Below are 19,696 nucleotides of genomic sequence, written 5' to 3'. Positions count from 1 at the left end.
CATAAGTTTTTGGACTATGCCTTAACTAGATTTATTATACCACATTTTGAATAGTTGTGGCTCCTGCTGTATCTGCCTCTAACACATATACCTTGTTCTCAATACCATGGAAATCAAAGATTTTCCCCATTGCATCAGCTACTGTTTGTACGTGAGCTTTATCTGTATATGCAATCAAGGTAGAACCAGATCCACTGATAGTTGCACCATAAGCTCCAGCGGCTTTTGCAGCAGAGAATACCTTATCACAATGTGGAATCAACGTTTTTCGATACGGTACATGGAGATTATCCTCCAAGGCAACCGCAAGATTATCCAATTGGTTCGTAATTAAACTAGTTACAAATAACGATGCATGACTCACATTTTGAACAGCCTCTTTAAAAGGCACATGATTTGGTAATACAGATCGTGCATATTCTGTAGAAACTAATACCTCTGGTACGACTACAGCAAAATGAAGTGACTCTGGTACAGGGATAACTGTATTCAAGACTTTATCTTTTAGGCCTGTAGCACAACAAAGATTACCAAAAATAGCTGGTGCCACATTATCTGGATGGCCTTCCATACGATTGGCAATGATGAGTAACTCTTCTTTTGAAAGCGGTTTGTTTACGAGATTATTGGCTAGTAATAGACCACCTACAATAGCAGTACTACTACTACCAAGACCACGCGATGGCGGAATTAATGTTTCCGAAGTAATATGACCATATTGAATTGGTTCTTGTGCTTTAGCAAATACTTGTTCAATAGCAATGCCAATGAGATTCTTTTTAGGATCTTCTTTTTCTAATATGTCTGCGCCATATCCATGAAATGTATAGCTAAAAGATGTAGCATTTGCATCAGGTGTAAATTCAAAAATATTATATAGATTTAATGCTAGTCCAAGGCAATCAAATCCTGGACCACAGTTGGCACTTGTAGCAGGTACTTGTACACGAATAGTTGTCATAATATTACGCTTCCATAATTCTGATTACACTGCTTACTTCTTTCACAGAGCGCAAGCTATTAAAAGAATCGATTAAATTTAAAATATAGGAATGTGGACATTTAGAAGTCACAATGGCAAGTACTGCTGTTTCAGGATCTTTATTCCGTTGAACGATTGAAAGAACAGAGATTTTTTGCTCTGCTAATTTTGTAGCAATTTTTGCAAGAACGCCAGTTTTATTATCAACAGCTAATCGCATGTAGTAACTAGATTGTATTTTACCTGGAGAATAAATATTCTTTTGGTCAAAGTAGAATGGTTTAAAACGTCCTGTAGATTCAAAAGCTACGTTTTTAGCAACTTCCATAATATCGCTAACAACGGAGCTGCCTGTTGGTAAACTACCGGCGCCACGTCCATAGAACATGGCATCATCAATGCCATTACCCTTAATATAAATTGCATTGTACGAGCCGCGTACAGATGCAAGTGGATGTGTTAATGGTACGAAAGCCGGGTATACATTGAGAGATAAACCCTTTGACGATTCTTTTGCAATGCCAATAAGTTTAATATTGTATCCGAATTCCTTACCAAAGGAAATATCTTCTGTATCAATGTTAGTAATACCTTCTACAGTTACATCCTCGAAAAATATACGACGGTTAAAGCTAATGGATGCCAAAATAGCAAGTTTACGAGCTGCATCTAATCCTTCTACATCGGCAGTTGGATCAGCTTCTGCATAGCCTAAATCTTGAGCCTCTTTTAATACATCCCCGTAGCTTAATCCTTCATCTGTCATTTTCGATAAAATAAAGTTTGTTGTACCATTCATGATACCAACAAGTTCAGTAATGCGATTACCGCCAAGGGAATCGTATAATGTTCTAATAATTGGAATGCCACCTAATACAGATGCTTCAAAACGTAAATCTACGTGGTTTTTATACGCTAAGTCAAATAAATATGGGCCTGCTTCTGCTAATAAATCCTTATTGGCTGTAACAACACTTTTTCCATGTTTTAAAGCTGCTTCAACACAATCTTTCGCAAATGTAGTGCCCCCCATTAATTCAACGACAATAGCAATCGATTCATCATTAAGCACATCATCGATGTTAGTCACGTATTGTGCAGTGCTTGGTAATGTAATATTTGTGTATTTATCTGGGTTGCGAACAAATATTTTTGAAATCTCGATAGTTACACCGCTTCTGTTAGTAATCAAATCGACATTATCTTGTAATAAATTAAATGTTCCTTGGGAAACAGTACCAAATCCTAATAAGGCTATTTTAACGGTCTTCATAATGGTCCTACTCTCTTCTGACTGGTCAATATAGCATTTATATTATGCTTGACCTAAAATTTCTACTTTAATAATTCCTTTCATATTGCGAATATCATGTAATAATTCCTCTAAGGAACCTTGCAAGTTTTTGGTTTCGAAAGAAATACTACTATTAGCAATACCCTGTAATGGAATATCTTGATTTATGGTCAAGATACTTCCGTTTTTATCGGCTATTGCTTTTAAAACACTTGATAACATACCTGATTCATTGGACATGGAAACGGTAATGCTAACAATTTTTCCTTGAGCAATCTCAAAAAATGGAAATACATAATCTTTATATTTATAATAAGCAGATCGACTTAAATCCATTTTCTCAACAGCTTCATTTATAGTTTTTACTTCACCTAGTTTCAAAATCTCTTTTACTTTAATCGTTTTCTTAATCGCTTCTGGTAAAATATCTTCTTGAACTAAATAAAATTTGTCCTTTTTCGGTTTTGTCATACTAATTCTCCTTACATTAATTAGATGTTTCCTGAGCAACAAACTGACGTCCATATAAAGTTAATACTGCATACATACCTATAAAAAATGGTACATATTCTGCCATCACACGCCACGCCACAGCTATAATACCTACAGTGCCACTCGGTACGAATGGTGCAAAAAGTAAAATGAATAATCCTTCAGCAATACCTGTTCCCCCTGGAGTGGGTGCAAAATAAAGTATTAAATTCAATAATATCATTCTATCTAATATCGTAATAATTGGTACATCATTAGTAAAAGCAAACATCAATGCCGGTGCTATACAGTATAAGCATAATAAACTTAATCCTGATTCGATAAATACAATAAAGGATTGAGTAGGTTTTTTATACAATAATGCAAGCCCTTGATTTAGTGTTTCTAATTTCGCCAACCAATCTTTGGTCTTATGGGCCTTAAAACGTTGTGCTAGATTATATACGAATTTCCTCATATATACCGTTTGTAAAAGATATGTTCCTAATAAGGTGGCCATGACGGCCAAGAAGGAAAATAGTAATAACATATCTCTTGAAATATATGGTATTTCTATGGAGTCATATAAAAACACAATCGGTAACATGATGACTAAAAACATGATTGAAAAAACAGTACGTATCAATACGATTGGAGTTCCCTTACTTATCGGGACATCATAGCTTCTTAATACGAGTACTTGAGCCACAGCTCCACCACTGGCACCTGGTGTGAGCATAGCCATAAAATAATTGCTAAATATAACCCGAAGTACAGCTTTTATTGATAAATGATAACCGCCAATTTTTACAAGGCGCTGCAATCTTAATCCATCAAAATACATCCCTAAAGCAAGTGCAATAATGGCAAGCAACAAAGATTCACCATTAAATGTCGTTATTGTTTTTAGGGCTTCTAAATCGATAGTATAATAAATGATTCCTAAAGATACGGCAAAAAGTAGGACAAACATAAATATGCCGCGTCTCATCATCTTACTCATAACAAATCCCCATAATTAATGAGTTCTATATTATGTTGTGAAATATATCTACGTACATTATCGGATGTCATAGCAGATAATTCATCTTGCCAATGATAACCCCAATTATATTGATTTCTTAAAATTTCATCACTAATACCTGGATGCGTCATAATTTCATGGGCCCCAGATAGAGAGCTAACTTGTTTTAAAATCGATAATAATTCTGTTTCTCCTAAAGCACCACCATTAATCATACCCCAGAAGTATTGTGTAAAGTAAATCCCCTTGTCGCGAATGCTAGGCAATGCTTGAGCAGCCACGGTGCTCAAACCACATTTCCCCATAATACGAACAGGATTATGCACGCCATTTAAAAATGTTATTTTTTCATTTGGCACACGTATAGCTTTAATTTTATATCGCATAGCCTGTTCTAAAACTATAGGTAGAATACTAGGTAATACATGCATATGTTGGTGTCCATCAATATGAGTTACGTTTACACCAGATTCCATAATTTTAGAAACTTGCTTTGTAATCTCTGTTCTCACTTCATCATAATTAATAGAGCCACTATATATGCGCTTCATAAACTCTATATAATTATCAACAAAAACACCTTCGTTTGTTACAAGACTAGGAATTTCACTAGGATCACTTACAGGAGCGATTCCTCCCACCAAAGCAATGTGAATACCTATACCCAACTTTGGATATTCCTTTGCCATATCTACTGCTTCATTAAAAGCAGCACCACTTGCCAATATAGATGTGCTTGTAATAGCACCTTTAGTATGCCCTACGATAATACCTTCATTTATAGCTGAATGAAGGCCAAAATCGTCAGCATTTATAATTAATTTTGACATATGCGTGCCTCTTTATTCGTAAAAACGGAAAAACAATGTTCACTCAGAAAAGATATATGTTATTTTAACAAATACAGGTATATAAAATCAATACAAAATAGTAATACTTGTATACTGGAAACGGACTTTTTATATCGTTTTCACATAATTTATATACCCTTCTATCATAGATAATCATATTTTATACTACTATAGAAAATTATATACCCTGTCATCAAAAATGATCGATGACAGGGTATCGTTATAATATATATTAAATTTGTTCTCTTACTTTATACATACATAGGGCGGCCGCAATTGATACGTTTAAAGATTCTATATCACCATACATGGGAATTGTAATAGCCTGATCACACATTTCAATAATTTCTCTAGACACTCCATTTCCTTCATTACCGAGTATAATCATGGTTCGTTTAGGATATGAAATGGTATGATAAGGTTTTGCATTTTCTAGTGAGGTAACATAGGTTTGTATCGTATTATCCTTTATGAAATCATAAAATTCAGATAATGTTACATCTTCAAAAATAGGAATATTACAAAGCGCACTCATCGTACTACGTACGCATTTTTCGTTATAAGGATCTACGGTTCCTTTTAACAAGAATATACCTTTTGCACCAGCAGCCACCGCTGTACGAATTATGGTACCTAAGTTTCCCGGATCCTGTACACCATCTAGTGCGACATATAATCCATCCTCTACTATCAATGAATGCAAATCATTAACACATTTTTTCGCTATACCTAGTATACCCTGTCCGTTTACAGAGTGCTCAATTTTATCAAATATTGGATCTTGTACTACATAGACGGAAGAAACAGTAAAACCTTTTTGCACTAGCGGTTCCAATTCACTTCGCTTTGATTCTCTAATTAAAATAGAGCGCAAAAAATCTTTTTTTCCTATATCCGTTACAGCACGAATTCCTTCCACCGTATATTCACCAAATTTTTGCCGATATTTTCGCTGTTGTAAACTGATAATATGTTTTATAGTCTTATTGTCTTTCGATTGAATATAATCTATTTTTGGTGATTCCATAACTCGTAAAAATCCCCCTTATGTTGCATAAGCTCATCAAATGTTCCATCTTCCACAATCTTACCATAAGAAAGAACTAGAATTCTATTTGCTTTTTGTACAGTTGATAAACGATGTGCTACATTTATAATTGTTTTTTCACCACGTATAGTTTCAATACTTTCTTGAATTTGTGATTCCGTATGACTATCGATATTTGCCGTTGCTTCATCAAGCAATAAAATCGGTCTATTTAAAATCAACGTTCTTGCAAAGGCTAATAATTGCTTTTGGCCATCTGATAATAGCGATCCCAAATATCCTACTGATGTTTGATATCCATCTGGCAAAGATTCAATCATATCGTGTAATTTGACCTTTTTAGTAGCGTCTATAATAGTGTCCATAGAGATAGAAGAATCATATAAATTAAGATTATCTTGAATCGTACCTTTAAATAAGTATGCATTTTGAAATACATAGCCCATAATATTTCTAATCATTGAAGAATCATATTGGCTAATATCATGACCATTAATATAAATATTGCCTTTTGTAGGGCGCAATATGCCCATCAATAATGAAAGTAATGTTGATTTTCCACTACCAGATAGTCCTACAATACCAAGATACTCCCCTTTTTTTACTGTAAAAGAAATGTTATTCAAAGCATATACATCACTGTTATCATAGGAGTAATACACATCTTTTAATTCAATAGTATCAATCGTTTTAAATTCATTGGGAACAGTTGTTATCAACTCGCGCTTTGGTTCATCCAAAATAGGAATCAATCGTTCTGCACCGGCCAATGCACTTTGCAAGGAATTATATTTATCAGCAATTTCTTTCATAGGTTGAAAGAATCGATCCATATATTGTATAAATGCAAATACCGTGCCTGCATCTGCTACGGATTCTAATAGATTTGTCATTGTAAAAATAACAATAAGTGCTACAAAGAACAAACCATCTACGAGAGGTCTAAAAATAGAAAATGTTGTAACCTCAAATATACCGGCTTTTAAAAACTCACGATTAACAGAATCGTACCGTTGTTCAATACTTCTTTCACCTAAATAAGTTTTTACAATTAATATGTAATTCAACAATTCTTTGATGCTCGAATTAGATGCTGCTACAGAAGAACGAACTTGTCTAAAAGCTTTTCTGGAAAACTTTTGATACACCCAGATAATAAACCCCATTATAGGAATCAACAAGGTCATAACAATTGCTAAGGGCACATTAATAGCATACATAAAAGCTAATATGCCCAAAATCATCAATGCACTGCTTATGAGTTTTAGCAATACATCTGTATATAATGTACGCAATGATTCTACGTCATTGGTAATACGGGTCACCCAATTACCTATAGGCAAAGACTGAAAATCTTCGGCGGATTTATGAAGAATTTTTTCAAATACCGTACTGCGTATATGAAAAATAATTTTCTGCCCAAATGTAGATAATAAATAGTTTTGTAAGAGAATAAAGACAACGCTGCCAACTATAGTTAATGCATATAGTCCAGCATAATGCTGAATAGTATTCAAATCTTTCATAGCAAAGCCTAAATCGATAGCTTGTTTAGAAAGATATGGACGTATAAGCGAGCATAATAGATTACTAATAAGGGCTATACTAGCCAAAATGAGTAGCCATAAATAAGGCCTAATATATTTTGTTAAATATGTAAATAGGCGCCAATCATTATACTTTAGTTTCATTATTGGGCCTCCTTATTTTGAGCTGTATACATCTGATAATATAAACCGTTTTTACACATTAACTCATCATGTGTTCCTATTTCGCAAATCCTACCTTCATCAAACACAATGATACGATCCGCATGCTTGATTACCTCTAATCGTTGGGATATACATAAAATAGTTTTATCCTTTGTAGATTGCAATATTTGTAACATTTTATCTACAGTTATGGCATCTAAAGCAGAGAAGCAATTATCTAATAATAAGTAAGGTGCATTTTTGTAAAATCCACGTGCAATATTGATTCGCTGTTTTTGACCACCTGATAAATCGCGCCCTTCCTCTGCTAATACGCTTAATGGATTCTCCAAATCCTTTCCTAAGTCACGATATAATTGAGCTTTTTTGGCTGCTTCAGCAACGGTAGTATGATTTTTATTTTCATAACCGAAGCTAATATTGTCAGCAATTGTTGAACTTAGTAGATATGACTGGGTTGGTACATAAGAAATCGAATTTCTAACAGTACCAATGGGCAATGTCGTAATATCTTGATTATTAATATAAATAGTCTTTGATGGTGCTTTTTGAAGCCCTAATAACAATTTGAAGAGTGTACTTTTACCAGAGCCAGGCTTACCGACTATACCTACAAACTCTCCTTTTTTGAATGTAATATTAATTTGACGTAATACAGGTGATTTAGATTCATCATAGGTGAAATTTAAATATTTTATATCAATATCGCCTAAACCAAGTTGTTTACCATCAGTGTCATTACATTCTGCAGGAAGACTCATAAAATCAATAATTCGATCAAGGGAGGCCATCCCCTTTTGAACTATGGCTACTAATGAACCCAAAGAAATCAATGGGCCTATAATAAGCATAATAAAAGCATTGATTGTAACGAACTCACCGACAGTCATAAGGCCTTCTACGGCTAACGTACCACATATATACATACTAATACTGATGCATATAAATGGCGCAATCATAGTTAAAGGCGATAAAATAGCATCAAGAATAGCTACACTCATATTATCGGAATAATTTTTCTTGTTAATACGATTAAACAATCCTCCTATAATCGATTCTTTATTAAAAGCTCGTATAACATCCATGCCTTGGAATAGTTCTTGCCCAAATTCTGTCATGTCACTATATGTAGTTTGAGCCTGACGTTGTTTCTTTCGTAAACGCCGGCCTAGTGTAAAAATTGAACCTAAAATAAAAATAACCGGTGTCATAATCTGTAAGGCTAAAATAAAATCAATTTTTTGAATTAATATGATAGAGCCCAATATAGAATATAAAATAATATCAACGACGATCATAACACCTAAACCTAGGGCAACGCGTAATGATGTAACATCATTTGTCATTAAAGCCATTACCTTACCAGGTCCGTTAACATCATAATATGTAGTAGGAATTTCTAAAGCACGAGCACATAATTTTTGGCGGAATAAATACTCCATGCGTCGGATAGATCCTAATAATGTTCTACGTGATATAACTTTCAATACAGTAATAATGATTAATAAACCAATGAAATAAAATATATAAAGAGTTAAGCCCTCTTTATTATGACTCAATGTATCGATGGCACTACCAATTAATTGTGGTACGATTAAAAAAGCTACATCGATTGCGATTAGCATAGTTAATCCGATGAGATAATATATACCTTCACGACGAAAAAATTCCTTGAAAATTGCATATGGATTCATCGACTACCTCCTGTTTTCTTTCTATCGTACCATTTACTACATAATTCTTCTACCTAAAACATTAAACTGAACTATATCCAAAATTAATAACAAACTATATCGAAAAAATTAGTTTACTAAAATGGATAGAAATGGTATACTAACCATAGAAACATTGTTTAATCTATTTAGTATACAAACTCTTAGGAGGAATAAAACATGGAAAAACGTACTGGTGTTGTAACATTTGCAGGTAACCCTATTACATTGGTAGGCCCAGAAATTAAAGTAGGTCAACAAGCACCTGATTTCACAGTATTATCTAATGATTTACAACCTAAAACTTTGAAAGATTATGAAGGTAAAGTAAAGGTAATTTCCGTAGTACCTTCTCTTGATACTAGCGTATGTGATGCACAAACTCGTTGGTTCAACCAAGATGCAACAGGTTTATCTGATGATGTTGTAGTATTGACAATTTCTATGGACCTTCCATTTGCTCAAAAACGTTGGTGCGGTGCTGCAGGCGTAGATAAAGTAGAAACATTGTCTGACCACAAAGATGCTTCTTTCGGTACAAACTATGGTTTCTTAATCGAAGAATTACGTCTATTATCCCGTGGTGTTGTAGTTATCAATAAAGATAACAAAGTAACATATGTTGAATATGTTCCAGAAGTAACTCAAGCTGTTAATTTTGACGCAGCATTAGAAGCAATTAAAGCTGATATCTAATATTGCCTACTTATTAAGGTCGTACATCGTACGGCCTTTTTCTATTCATGGGAGTTATGTATGTGGATTAAATTTTCAAAACTATTATTAACTATAAAAAATATCGCCCTCCTCGGCGTTGGTATAGCCTTGTGTATCGCTTTAGTTAATTCACTAATTAATTTAGGTGTTATTACATGGGCCAATATTAATGATGAAAGCACATATTACAATCTTATTGAAGAATTAATTACCTTCTTCCTCTATTTCGAGTTTATTGCGTTAATTGTAAAGTACTTTAAAAATAACTTTCACTTTCCTTTAGACTTTTTCCTATATATTGGTATTACAGCCATTGTTCGATCAGTAATTATTGCCCATGATACAGCCTTTGACATCCTCATATGGGCTATCTCTATTTTTGTGCTCGTATGTAGTTTAGTATTGGTAAAAAAATATATTGGTCACGATGAATAATATAATTATTTATGATTCTATAATACTCAAAAAGGTCCTACCGATTTTCGGTAGGACCTTTTTTCATATCCAAAGGATTAGAAAATGTTTTTGCTGTAATTGGCGTATTTAGCTTCTAATTCTTCCATTTTGTCATTCATTTCGATTTGTAATGCAGATGCAGTATCATAATCTTCAGATTGTAAAGCTTCTACAATACGTGTGAATAAGGATTTGCGATCATCGCTATCTTTTGCAAGATAGAAACGTAAGTCATTAACTTCTGCAAAGCGTTTGTCATCAATGCTATTACGGCTATCTGTGTGAATGGAAACCATTTTACGTACTGTATCCATATTATCAGGAATGATACGATGAGCCAATACGAGTTTCCAACGTTTCAAAATGGATGCAATGAAGGAATCCATTAAGTCATGAGCAAATGCATCACCTTGTGCCAATGTATTTACAAGTTCAGGATTATTTTTATAACCTTTAATGTTTTCCCATACTGTTGCAGGCGCTACGCCGAACATTTGATTACGTTCTTCTTGAGTGTAGTCTTCGAATACATCTTTTTCAGAACGGAATGCACGTTCTTTAGGTAAGTAATCTGCATCTTGACCAGCTTCTTTGGAAAGTTCTGCTTCCAATTGTGCTTGCGTTTTACCACTTGTAATGGCATATTTCATGCCATCAAATGCAGAGATGAAAATCAATGCTAATGCAGTGTATGTATTTGTATAAGGGTTTGGAGAACGCAATTCATAACGTGTAGCCATAGGATTGTCGATATCGCGAATCAAACCGCAAAGGATTGTACGGTTACGGCTAGGTTCAGAAGGATCATTACCTAAGGAAGTTACGATACAAACTGGAGCTTCGAATCCAGGTTTCAAACGATTCAAGGAATCTGTTGTAGAGCTGATGAATGGGTTAATAGCTTCATAGTGTTTCAATAGACCCATGATTGCACCAATACCTAATGAGCTAGCAGATTCTTTTTTCATATCTTCTGGGCTGAACAAGTTAACAAGTTTGCCAGATTTTAATTTTGCCATTACGCCAAAGTGAGTATGTTCACCAGAACCAGCAACACCGATAATTGGTTTTGCATTGAATGTTACATCAAGACCATTTTCACGGAATACTTCACGAACGATAATACGAGCTTGTAATTCGTTATCTGCTGTTTGTAATGGGTTACCAGAGAATTTCCAGTCGATTTCCAATTGTTCCAATACAACGGATTCATGACCATCTTCATCAAGTTTAGCTTTTACACCACCAACTTCTTTATGGCCCATTTCAGCTACCATACCGTATTTATCAAGACGTTCTACGGCTTGTTCTAATGCAGTACGAACAGTGCCGTGTGTACGTTGCCAGTATTGTTCTTGCAAACGTTGAGAAACGGATAATTCTTTTTTAGTAACTGTTTTAGAAGGTGTTTTTACCCAGAATTCTAATTCAGTAGCAGATGTGAAAACAATATCTACTACATCATCAGCTTTCACATGAGGCATACCAGGTACACCTTTTTCTTTGATCAAGGATAACAATTCTGCACGAACATAGTCACAGCTGCGTTTCAAAATAGAACGAGAATCTACATAGCGGTAATTATGCATCAAGAATGCAGGAATACGAAGTGTACCAGTTGGCAAACCTGTTGCTTCATCAATGTTTTCGTAGTTATAATCAACAAACCAGTTTACACTTGGGTCGCCCCACATATCAACACGAGCATTGTTCAATGTAGCGATATTTGTCAATACTACAGAGGAACCATCAGTTTGAACAGCACGGCCTTCAAAGAATGCTTCATAATCATCAAAGAATGCAGCCATTGGGATTTTTTCATCTGTATCATTACCAGCTAAGTCGATACCTACTAAAGATACGAATTTAATTTCTGGATGTTGTTCTAATAGAGATAAAACACCTTCTTTACCATATTGACCTGCAGGAATGTAATACAATAATTCTTTTGTAGCCATATTTGTTCCTCCTAAACTATAAAAAAAGACTCCAACAATATAGATATACAAACTGCATACCTATCCAGTGGAGTCTTCATTGACTAATTATTTTCTTGAGTACATATTACCATAGTGAGAAAATTCTTGTCAATAAATTTCTATAGAATTTTACCAGAATATTAACCTAGTAATTCTTTTACGATGGTATTTACTAATTTACCATCTGCACGGCCTTTAGTATGTGGCATAACATGTTTCATAACGTTACCCATATTTACATTATCTCCGCACTCAGCAATGGCTTTTTTTACAACATCGCGAATTTCACCTTCTGTCATTTGCGCTGGCATATATTTTTGAAGAATAGCTATTTCTTCCTTAACATGACTAATTAGATCTTCACGACCTGCCTTTTCAAATTCTGTAAGAGAATCTTGGCGTGTTTTCATTTCTTTAGCTAAAATGCCTAATACACCATTATCATCAAGTTCAATTTTATCATTTATTTCAGTATTTTTAATGGCACTATTGACCATACGAATAACAGATAAAGCTATTTTGCCTTCTTCTCGAGCCTTCATAGCAGCTTTCATATCTTCTTTTAATTGATCTTTTAAACTCATGGGAACCTCCTATATGACTCAATCATTAAATACATATTAGCACCTTAAAAACTAATATATAAAGAAACCCTAATTCTGGATTTCATGAAGCCATGAAAAGGCAGAATTAGGGTAATCATCTTATGCTCTGAATTTGCGTTTTCTTGCTGCTTCAGATTTTTTCTTTCTTTTTACGCTTGGTTTTTCGTAGTGTTCGCGTTTTCTTACTTCAGACAAAACACCTGCTTTTTGGCAGGAGCGTTTGAATCGACGAAGAGCACTTTCAAGCGTTTCGTTTTTACCGACTTTAATTTCAGACATCTATATCCCTCCCTCCAAAATTAATCTCAGGGAAGTGCTGATAATTTTATTTACGCACATATACATATTATATGTAGAACACTAGGTTCTGTCAATATATACCGCTATATTTTATAGGAATTTTATTACAAATCAATATTTTTTGATGTCTTACTACTTCAAAATTAATAATTTCCTATTACAAGCTATTACGCTTCAGGCCAACCCATTTCTTCGCCACCTAATAGATGAGCATGCATATGGAATACACTTTGACCAGCTTTTGCGCCAGTATTAAAAATCAATCGATAGCCATCCTTAGAAATACCAAGTTCTTTTGCCACATCACGAACAAATGGTAATAAACCTTCAACATAGTCTTCATTCTTCTCTGTAATATGAGCAATATTAGCAACATGATTTTTAGGAACAATGAGTACATGAACTTTTTTTACGGGTTCAATATCATAAAAAGCATAGAATTTATCGTTTTCTAATACTTTTTTTGATGGAATTTCGCCATTAATAATTTTACAAAAAATGCAGTCGCTCATGGGGACCTCCTCTATCTTATTCAATGATTACAAAATCTTTTTCAACAGCCACCACAGTACCGCCTATGAGATCACCTATAGAGTGTTGACCATCTGATTTAACTCTACCATGAATATATTCATTTGTTAAGCCTGTATAATATCCATTTTCCTCTTTTTCAATGAGGATTTCACCAGATTTACCTATACGAGATGTTGCATACGCATGTAAACCTTTTTCGCTTAGATCATTTAAAAGTGCTACGCGAGCCTTCTTAACGGCTTCTGGTACTTGATTTGGCATTGTTGCAGCCGGTGTACCTTCACGAATAGAATATGGAAATGCATGAATATGAGTAAAGCCAATTTCTTTTACCGTATTCATTGTTTCATCAAAGTCTTCATCCGTTTCTTGTGGAAATCCTGCAATGATATCAGTAGTAATTGATAAATCTGGGATGCGATTTCTTAAATTCTTAATCAAATCTTTATATTCTTGAAGCGTATAATGACGTTTCATCAATGTTAGAACATGATCTGACCCCGCTTGTAGAGGTAAATGTAAATGTGGACATACGCGCTTATCCGTAGCCATTAATTCTATGAGTTCATCCGATACTTCAACAGACTCAATAGATCCAAAACGTATGCGATGTAAATTTGGAATTTCTAAGAGGGCTTTTACCACATCTGCTAGCGTAGGTCTTCCTGGTAATTCAACGCCATAGTTTCCAAGGTGAATCCCGGTTAAAACGATCTCATGAAATCCATGTTCTACTAAACGTTTCGCTTCATTTACAATATCATCCACTTTACGGGACTTTAGTTTCCCACGCGTATAAGGAATGATACAAAATGCACAATAATTATTACAACCTTCTTGAATTTTCATGAAGGCTCTCGATTTATCAGATTCATTACCAAATAATGGCATCTCTTCAAAATTAGACTCTTTCATGATATCGCGAACAGCATTAATTTGACGTTCTGTTGTTTCGAGTTGTTCAACAAGTTCAACAATTTTTGAGCGATTGTTTGTGCCAATAACTAGATTAACGCCATCAATGGCAGCAATTGCATCAGGATCAAGTTGTGCATAACAACCTGTAACGATAACATAAGCATCTTGATTTTGACGTTTAGCTTTACGAATTAATTGACGAGACTTTTTCTCCCCCATATTCGTAACAGAACATGTATTAATAACGTAAATATCAGCCTTAGAATCAAAATCAACAGCTTCATAATCATGTTGTAAAAATAACCCCTTCATAGCATCCGTATCATACTGATTGACACGACACCCTAGAGTTGTAAAGGCAACGGTTTTCATTGCACCTCCCATTTCTTTATATAGATATCATATAGCATATGTATATAGTATTTTATAATTCTAATTCATAGTGAACCATCGATAATGCAGCAATCGCAGCCGTTTCGGCACGTAATATAGTATGACCTAATGTAACTGATTGTCCACCACATTCTATAATATCATTGATTTCTTTCTCTTGAAAGCCCCCTTCAGGGCCAATACAAATTAAGATATCCCTATTAGTTGAATCACTATTAATAGCCTTTAAAGCATCTTTTATGGTATAGCCCGCTTCATTTTCATAAGCAACTAATTTTAAACATTCAGATTCGATGTCTAATACATTAGAAAGGGGCTCATCCACAACAAGCGTAGGTAGCTGTGTGCGCCCGCATTGTTGAGAAGCTTCCAACATAATCTTTTCCCAACGACTATATTTTGACTGTAATTTTTTTGCATCGTACTTAGCAACACAGTTCGAAGTAGGTACAAGATATACGGTATCAACATTAAGCTCTGTAGCTTTTTGTAAAACCCATTCTAATTTTTCACCTTTTAAATAAGATTGTACTAATATGGTTCTATGCATAGATGTAGGAGAATCAATGTATTCTATAAGACTAGCTTGTGCTAAGCCATTTATCTCATCATTAATCTGATAGATACCACAACGGTTATCGCTACCTGTGACAGTAATTGGTTTCTCTATATTATGGCGAAATACATGTAATATATGATGAGTCACATCTTTAGGTAATACAATAGATTCATCTAATGGTGTAGGAATAAATATCTTTTTCATCGTTTTTCCAGCGCAAATGTATGCCAAGGTCCAGCAATGCGCTCCTCAATAATATGCCACTCTTTATTAATATAAGGCATAATCTCATCATACCGATCATCAATAATACCACTAATGATGAGAATACCTTTATCATCAAGTTTTCTACCAATTTGTGGCAATAAAATTTTTAAAGGATCTACTGTTAAATTCGCTAAAATCAATTGAGCGGTTCCCTTAAAATCAGTATCCAAATTACCACAAATGATATCAGCTACGACATGATTATTATCACAATTAATTCTTGCCTGTTTAGCTGCATATTCTTCTATATCGATACCTACAAGATGTTTTATACCCAAATGAGCAGCTACTAACAACAGAATACCTGTCCCAGTCCCAATATCTAAACAAGTAACAGAATCTAAATTCATGGATTTACTATAGGCCTGTAAAAGTTCTGCACAAGTTCTCGTAGTTTCATGAGAACCAGTACCAAATGATATATCTGAATCGATTTCGATAATAGTTTTATTCTGTTCATTATCATATTCTTGCCATGCAGGTTTGATTATTAAATTAGGTAGTATTTCTGTAGGTTCTATATACTGTTGCCAAGAATTGAGCCACGTAGATTCATCTAATATATGTGCATCTATTGATGTGATTTCGATATTGCTTTCGTTAAGACGCCCCTTTATATCAGACACAATCGTGTTAGGATCTAATGATGCATCAGCATAAAGCGTTAATTGTACTAAATTCGGTTGATTATCTACATCTTCTTCTATAATTCCATTGTCTGCATAATCGCCAAAAAGAGTAGTCACCTCATCGGTGGCTACTCTTTCGCAGACAATAGATATTTCTATCCATTGCATAAATGCTCCTTTACTATTGATGCGCAGGAACAAACCATTCACGCATCAGAGCTGTTCATTTAGTTAAACGATCCTTGATTTTCTCGAATAAACTCTTACTAACTTGTAAGTTATTCACATCTTCATTGCCTTCTTTGGCAAACCGAAGTAATAATTCACGTTGTGTTTCAGTTAATTTTTTAGGTGTTTGAACTGTAACGACTACGTGTTGATCACCACGTTGTTTTGGATTGCGTAAATAAGGAATACCTTTGCCCTTAAGTCTGAATGCAGTTCCCGTTTGAGTGCCTTCTGGGATTTTCAATTCTACTTTACCATCTAAGGTATTCACTTGTATAGTTGCTCCTAATGCAGCTTGTGCAAAGCTAATAGTAACACGACTGATAACATCATTGCCATTTCGTTCAAATTCTTTGTGAGGGCGTACGTAAATATAAACGTATAAGTCGCCTTTTGGGCCACCTAATATACCCGGTTCACCTTCATTGGAAACGCGTAGACGAGATCCGTTATCTACACCAGCTGGAATCTTAATATCGATTTTTCGTTTTGCTAAGATTTCACCAGATCCACGACATTTGGAACATGGTTTTTCAATGACCTTACCAGAGCCATGGCAACGAGAACAAGTACGAGCAGATTGCATACGACCAAATGGTGTATTTTGAATAACAACCTCTTGACCAGAGCCATGACAATTAGGACATGTATCAACTTTAGATCCAGGTTCACCGCCGGTACCGTGACAATGATTACATTCTTCATGACGTTGAATATTGATTGCCATTGATTTACCAAAGGCAGCATCCTCAAAGGATATATCTATGTCTTCACGAAGATCATTGCCTTTTTGAGGACCATGTTGTTGGTGTCCACCACCAAACATGCCACCAAAGAAATCACCAAAGATATCACTGAAGCCACCAGCTTGACCACCGAAACCGCCAAAGCCACTTTGGAAACCACCGGCGCCAGCGCCGCCTCCTTGTTTGAAGGCGTCGTGGCCGAATTGGTCATATTGAGCTTTTTTAGTTTCATCAGACAATACTTCGTAAGCTTCGTTAGCTTCTTTAAACTTTGCTTCTGCTTCCTTTGGATTATCTTTATTTACATCTGGATGGTATTGGCGAGCCTTTTTACGGAAGGCTTTTTTAATTTCATCTTGGGTTGCATTTTTGCTGACCCCTAAGATGTCATAATAATCTCGTGCCATTAGTTACCAACCCTTCTTATTTCTTATCGTCATCAACTACAGTGTAATCAGCATCCACTACATTATCGTCAGCTTTTGTTTGTTCACCTTGTTTAGCATCACCAGCAGCTTGTTGTGCTTGTTGAGCAGCAGCATACATTTGTTCAGCTAATTTGTGCAAAGGTTGTTCCAAAGCTTCACTATCTTTTTTAATATCTTCAATGTTGCCAGCTTCGATGGATTTTTTCAATTTATCCTTAGCTTCTTCAACTTCTTTCAACAATGCAGCATCGCCATTACCTTCAAGATCTTTCAAAGCTTTTTCAGCTTGGTATACTAAGGAATCTGCATTATTTTTAACATCTAATTCTTCTTTTCTAGCTTTATCTTCTGCTGCATGAGCTTCTGCTTCTTTAACCATGCGTTCAATTTCGTCTTCTTTCAAGCCGCTAGAAGAAGTAATTGTAATTTTTTGTTCTTTTTGAGTACCCAAATCTTTAGCTTTTACATGTACGATACCATTAGCATCGATGTCGAAAGTTACTTCGATTTGAGGAACCCCACGAGGAGCTGCTGGGATGCCATCCAAGTTGAAACGACCCAATGTTTTATTATCTGCTGCGAATTCACGTTCACCTTGCAATACATGGATATCTACAGATGGTTGGTTATCAGCTGCAGTGGAGAATACTTGAGATTTAGATGTAGGAATTGTAGTGTTACGATCAATGATACGAGTAAATACACCGCCCATTGTTTCGATACCAAGAGACAATGGAGTTACGTCAAGTAACAATACATCTTTAACTTCACCTACTAATACACCACCTTGAATAGCAGCACCGATAGCTACACATTCATCTGGGTTAACGTTTTTAGTTGGTTCTTTACCCAATACTTTTTTAATAGCTTCTTGTACAGCTGGGATACGGCTAGAACCACCAACTAACAACACTTTATCGATATCAGATGCAGATAAGCCAGCATCGTTCATAGCTTTACGAGTAGGTTCAATAGTAGCTTGTACCAAATCAGCAGTTAACTCTTCAAATTTAGCACGAGTCAATGTTACATCCAAATGTTTAGGACCAGTAGCATCAGCTGTGATGAATGGCAAATTGATGTTGGTGCTAGCTACGCCAGACAATTCAATTTTAGCTTTTTCAGCAGCTTCTTTTAAACGTTGGTCAGCCAATTTATCATTGGATAAATCGATACCAGTTTCTTTTTTGAATTCTTCAATAAGGTAGTTCATGATACGTTGGTCGAAATCATCGCCGCCAAGGTGGTTATTACCAGATGTTGCCAATACTTCGAATACGCCATCACCAAGTTCAAGAATGGAAACGTCGAATGTACCACCGCCAAGGTCAAATACAAGAACTTTACCATCTTCGTCTTTATCTACACCATATGCAAGAGCAGCAGCTGTAGGTTCATTGATGATACGAAGTACTTCAAGACCTGCAATAGAACCAGCATCTTTAGTAGCTTGACGTTGAGCATCTGTAAAGTATGCTGGAACAGTAATAACAGCTTGTTTTACAGGTTCGCCCAAATAAGCTTCTGCGTCAGCTTTAATTTTTTGAAGAATCATTGCAGAAATTTCTTGAGGTGTATAAGATTTACCTTCTACAGTTACTTTGTAGTCAGAACCCATATGACGTTTAATAGAAATAATTGTGTTTTCTGGATTGGATACAGCTTGACGTTTAGCCAATTGACCAACTAAACGTTCGCCATTTTTCGCAAAACCAACTACGGAAGGAGTTGTACGTGCACCTTCTTGGTTTGTAATAACCGTAGGTTCGCCACCTTCCATAACAGCAACACAAGAGTTTGTAGTCCCTAAATCAATACCAATTACCTTTGCCATAATATATGA

General features: G+C 35.1%; 19 protein-coding genes. 2 read left to right on the top strand and 17 right to left on the bottom strand.

Features of this window, described 5'->3' with window-relative positions:
- Window positions 1-34: 34 nt before the first annotated feature.
- The 8 genes from thrB to HMPREF1477_RS01475 all read right to left on the bottom strand — a co-directional run bounded on the left by thrB (window position 35) and on the right by HMPREF1477_RS01475 (window position 9,076).
- Complete coding sequence (gene thrB, locus HMPREF1477_RS01510; RefSeq protein WP_016475565.1) at window positions 35-961, bottom strand: homoserine kinase; 927 nt, start codon at window positions 959-961, stop codon at window positions 35-37.
- Window positions 962-965: 4 nt separating this feature from the next.
- Window positions 966-2,255: a homoserine dehydrogenase gene (locus tag HMPREF1477_RS01505; RefSeq protein ID WP_005379061.1), complete on the bottom strand. Its 1,290-nt coding sequence runs from the start codon at window positions 2,253-2,255 to the stop codon at window positions 966-968.
- A gap of 42 nt (window positions 2,256-2,297) precedes the next feature.
- Window positions 2,298-2,747, bottom strand: a complete 450-nt coding sequence (locus tag HMPREF1477_RS01500; protein WP_005379031.1) for an ACT domain-containing protein — start codon at window positions 2,745-2,747, stop codon at window positions 2,298-2,300.
- Window positions 2,748-2,763: 16 nt separating this feature from the next.
- On the bottom strand, window positions 2,764-3,750 hold the full coding sequence (locus HMPREF1477_RS01495; RefSeq protein WP_005383313.1) for a lysylphosphatidylglycerol synthase transmembrane domain-containing protein: 987 nt from the start codon (window positions 3,748-3,750) through the stop codon (window positions 2,764-2,766).
- Entirely contained in the window at window positions 3,747-4,601 is an 855-nt protein-coding gene (locus HMPREF1477_RS01490; protein WP_016475564.1) for a ChbG/HpnK family deacetylase, read from the bottom strand. The genes HMPREF1477_RS01495 and HMPREF1477_RS01490 overlap by 4 nt, the downstream gene beginning before the upstream one ends.
- 253 nt (window positions 4,602-4,854) lie before the next feature.
- Entirely contained in the window at window positions 4,855-5,649 is a 795-nt protein-coding gene (locus tag HMPREF1477_RS01485) for an RNA methyltransferase (RefSeq protein ID WP_016475563.1), read from the bottom strand.
- The gene (locus HMPREF1477_RS01480) at window positions 5,631-7,361 is read right to left on the bottom strand and encodes an ABC transporter ATP-binding protein (RefSeq protein WP_016475562.1); all 1,731 of its coding nucleotides are present in this window, start codon (window positions 7,359-7,361) and stop codon (window positions 5,631-5,633) included. The genes HMPREF1477_RS01485 and HMPREF1477_RS01480 overlap by 19 nt, the downstream gene beginning before the upstream one ends.
- On the bottom strand, window positions 7,361-9,076 hold the full coding sequence (locus HMPREF1477_RS01475) for an ABC transporter ATP-binding protein (protein WP_016475561.1): 1,716 nt from the start codon (window positions 9,074-9,076) through the stop codon (window positions 7,361-7,363). Before HMPREF1477_RS01475 ends, HMPREF1477_RS01480 begins: the two co-directional genes overlap by 1 nt.
- A gap of 198 nt (window positions 9,077-9,274) precedes the next feature.
- Between HMPREF1477_RS01475 and tpx the strand changes: the two genes are divergently transcribed.
- Together tpx and HMPREF1477_RS01465 are read left to right on the top strand one after the other, a co-directional pair.
- The gene (gene tpx / locus HMPREF1477_RS01470; RefSeq protein ID WP_016475560.1) at window positions 9,275-9,790 is read left to right on the top strand and encodes a thiol peroxidase; all 516 of its coding nucleotides are present in this window, start codon (window positions 9,275-9,277) and stop codon (window positions 9,788-9,790) included.
- Window positions 9,791-9,850: 60 nt separating this feature from the next.
- Window positions 9,851-10,246, top strand: a complete 396-nt coding sequence (locus HMPREF1477_RS01465; RefSeq protein WP_005378783.1) for a phosphate-starvation-inducible protein PsiE — start codon at window positions 9,851-9,853, stop codon at window positions 10,244-10,246.
- 77 nt (window positions 10,247-10,323) lie between these two features.
- Here HMPREF1477_RS01465 and HMPREF1477_RS01460 read toward each other — a convergent pair whose 3' ends face one another.
- From HMPREF1477_RS01460 to dnaK, 9 genes are all read right to left on the bottom strand, one after another.
- Complete coding sequence (locus HMPREF1477_RS01460; RefSeq protein WP_016475559.1) at window positions 10,324-12,225, bottom strand: hypothetical protein; 1,902 nt, start codon at window positions 12,223-12,225, stop codon at window positions 10,324-10,326.
- Between the two features lie 161 nt (window positions 12,226-12,386).
- Window positions 12,387-12,830, bottom strand: coding sequence for a GatB/YqeY domain-containing protein (locus HMPREF1477_RS01455; RefSeq protein WP_016475558.1), 444 nt, complete (start codon window positions 12,828-12,830; stop codon window positions 12,387-12,389).
- A gap of 120 nt (window positions 12,831-12,950) precedes the next feature.
- Window positions 12,951-13,130, bottom strand: coding sequence for a 30S ribosomal protein S21 (gene rpsU / locus HMPREF1477_RS01450; RefSeq protein ID WP_004695751.1), 180 nt, complete (start codon window positions 13,128-13,130; stop codon window positions 12,951-12,953).
- Between the two features lie 188 nt (window positions 13,131-13,318).
- Entirely contained in the window at window positions 13,319-13,663 is a 345-nt protein-coding gene (locus HMPREF1477_RS01445) for a histidine triad nucleotide-binding protein (protein ID WP_005378992.1), read from the bottom strand.
- Between the two features lie 16 nt (window positions 13,664-13,679).
- Entirely contained in the window at window positions 13,680-14,975 is a 1,296-nt protein-coding gene (gene mtaB, locus HMPREF1477_RS01440; protein WP_016475557.1) for a tRNA (N(6)-L-threonylcarbamoyladenosine(37)-C(2))-methylthiotransferase MtaB, read from the bottom strand.
- Between the two features lie 52 nt (window positions 14,976-15,027).
- A complete protein-coding gene (locus tag HMPREF1477_RS01435) occupies window positions 15,028-15,759 on the bottom strand; it encodes a 16S rRNA (uracil(1498)-N(3))-methyltransferase (protein ID WP_016475556.1) in 732 nt (243 codons plus the stop codon).
- Window positions 15,756-16,619: a 50S ribosomal protein L11 methyltransferase gene (locus HMPREF1477_RS01430; protein ID WP_005379093.1), complete on the bottom strand. Its 864-nt coding sequence runs from the start codon at window positions 16,617-16,619 to the stop codon at window positions 15,756-15,758. The genes HMPREF1477_RS01435 and HMPREF1477_RS01430 overlap by 4 nt, the downstream gene beginning before the upstream one ends.
- A gap of 55 nt (window positions 16,620-16,674) precedes the next feature.
- On the bottom strand, window positions 16,675-17,832 hold the full coding sequence (dnaJ, locus tag HMPREF1477_RS01425) for a molecular chaperone DnaJ (protein WP_005378790.1): 1,158 nt from the start codon (window positions 17,830-17,832) through the stop codon (window positions 16,675-16,677).
- Between the two features lie 16 nt (window positions 17,833-17,848).
- On the bottom strand, window positions 17,849-19,687 hold the full coding sequence (gene dnaK, locus HMPREF1477_RS01420; RefSeq protein ID WP_005380149.1) for a molecular chaperone DnaK: 1,839 nt from the start codon (window positions 19,685-19,687) through the stop codon (window positions 17,849-17,851).
- Window positions 19,688-19,696 lie beyond the last annotated feature (9 nt).

This window comes from Veillonella sp. HPA0037 (genome assembly GCF_000411535.1).
Classification (GTDB): Bacteria; Bacillota; Negativicutes; order Veillonellales; family Veillonellaceae; genus Veillonella; species Veillonella atypica.
Note: the sequence above shows the minus strand (reverse complement) of the source record. Positions and strands in the feature narration are given on the sequence as shown.

Bases quoted from the DNA above. Each gene is read 5' to 3' on its own strand.
- thrB (WP_016475565.1), bottom strand. From the start codon at position 961: ATGACAACTATTCGTGTACAAGTACCTGCTACAAGTGCCAACTGTGGT.
- HMPREF1477_RS01505 (WP_005379061.1), bottom strand. From the start codon at position 2,255: ATGAAGACCGTTAAAATAGCCTTATTAGGATTTGGTACTGTTTCCCAA.
- HMPREF1477_RS01500 (WP_005379031.1), bottom strand. From the start codon at position 2,747: ATGACAAAACCGAAAAAGGACAAATTTTATTTAGTTCAAGAAGATATT.
- HMPREF1477_RS01495 (WP_005383313.1), bottom strand. From the start codon at position 3,750: ATGAGTAAGATGATGAGACGCGGCATATTTATGTTTGTCCTACTTTTT.
- HMPREF1477_RS01490 (WP_016475564.1), bottom strand. From the start codon at position 4,601: ATGTCAAAATTAATTATAAATGCTGACGATTTTGGCCTTCATTCAGCT.
- HMPREF1477_RS01485 (WP_016475563.1), bottom strand. From the start codon at position 5,649: ATGGAATCACCAAAAATAGATTATATTCAATCGAAAGACAATAAGACT.
- HMPREF1477_RS01480 (WP_016475562.1), bottom strand. From the start codon at position 7,361: ATGAAACTAAAGTATAATGATTGGCGCCTATTTACATATTTAACAAAA.
- HMPREF1477_RS01475 (WP_016475561.1), bottom strand. From the start codon at position 9,076: ATGAATCCATATGCAATTTTCAAGGAATTTTTTCGTCGTGAAGGTATA.
- tpx (WP_016475560.1), top strand. From the start codon at position 9,275: ATGGAAAAACGTACTGGTGTTGTAACATTTGCAGGTAACCCTATTACA.
- HMPREF1477_RS01465 (WP_005378783.1), top strand. From the start codon at position 9,851: ATGTGGATTAAATTTTCAAAACTATTATTAACTATAAAAAATATCGCC.
- HMPREF1477_RS01460 (WP_016475559.1), bottom strand. From the start codon at position 12,225: ATGGCTACAAAAGAATTATTGTATTACATTCCTGCAGGTCAATATGGT.
- HMPREF1477_RS01455 (WP_016475558.1), bottom strand. From the start codon at position 12,830: ATGAGTTTAAAAGATCAATTAAAAGAAGATATGAAAGCTGCTATGAAG.
- rpsU (WP_004695751.1), bottom strand. From the start codon at position 13,130: ATGTCTGAAATTAAAGTCGGTAAAAACGAAACGCTTGAAAGTGCTCTT.
- HMPREF1477_RS01445 (WP_005378992.1), bottom strand. From the start codon at position 13,663: ATGAGCGACTGCATTTTTTGTAAAATTATTAATGGCGAAATTCCATCA.
- mtaB (WP_016475557.1), bottom strand. From the start codon at position 14,975: ATGAAAACCGTTGCCTTTACAACTCTAGGGTGTCGTGTCAATCAGTAT.
- HMPREF1477_RS01435 (WP_016475556.1), bottom strand. From the start codon at position 15,759: ATGAAAAAGATATTTATTCCTACACCATTAGATGAATCTATTGTATTA.
- HMPREF1477_RS01430 (WP_005379093.1), bottom strand. From the start codon at position 16,619: ATGCAATGGATAGAAATATCTATTGTCTGCGAAAGAGTAGCCACCGAT.
- dnaJ (WP_005378790.1), bottom strand. From the start codon at position 17,832: ATGGCACGAGATTATTATGACATCTTAGGGGTCAGCAAAAATGCAACC.
- dnaK (WP_005380149.1), bottom strand. From the start codon at position 19,687: ATGGCAAAGGTAATTGGTATTGATTTAGGGACTACAAACTCTTGTGTT.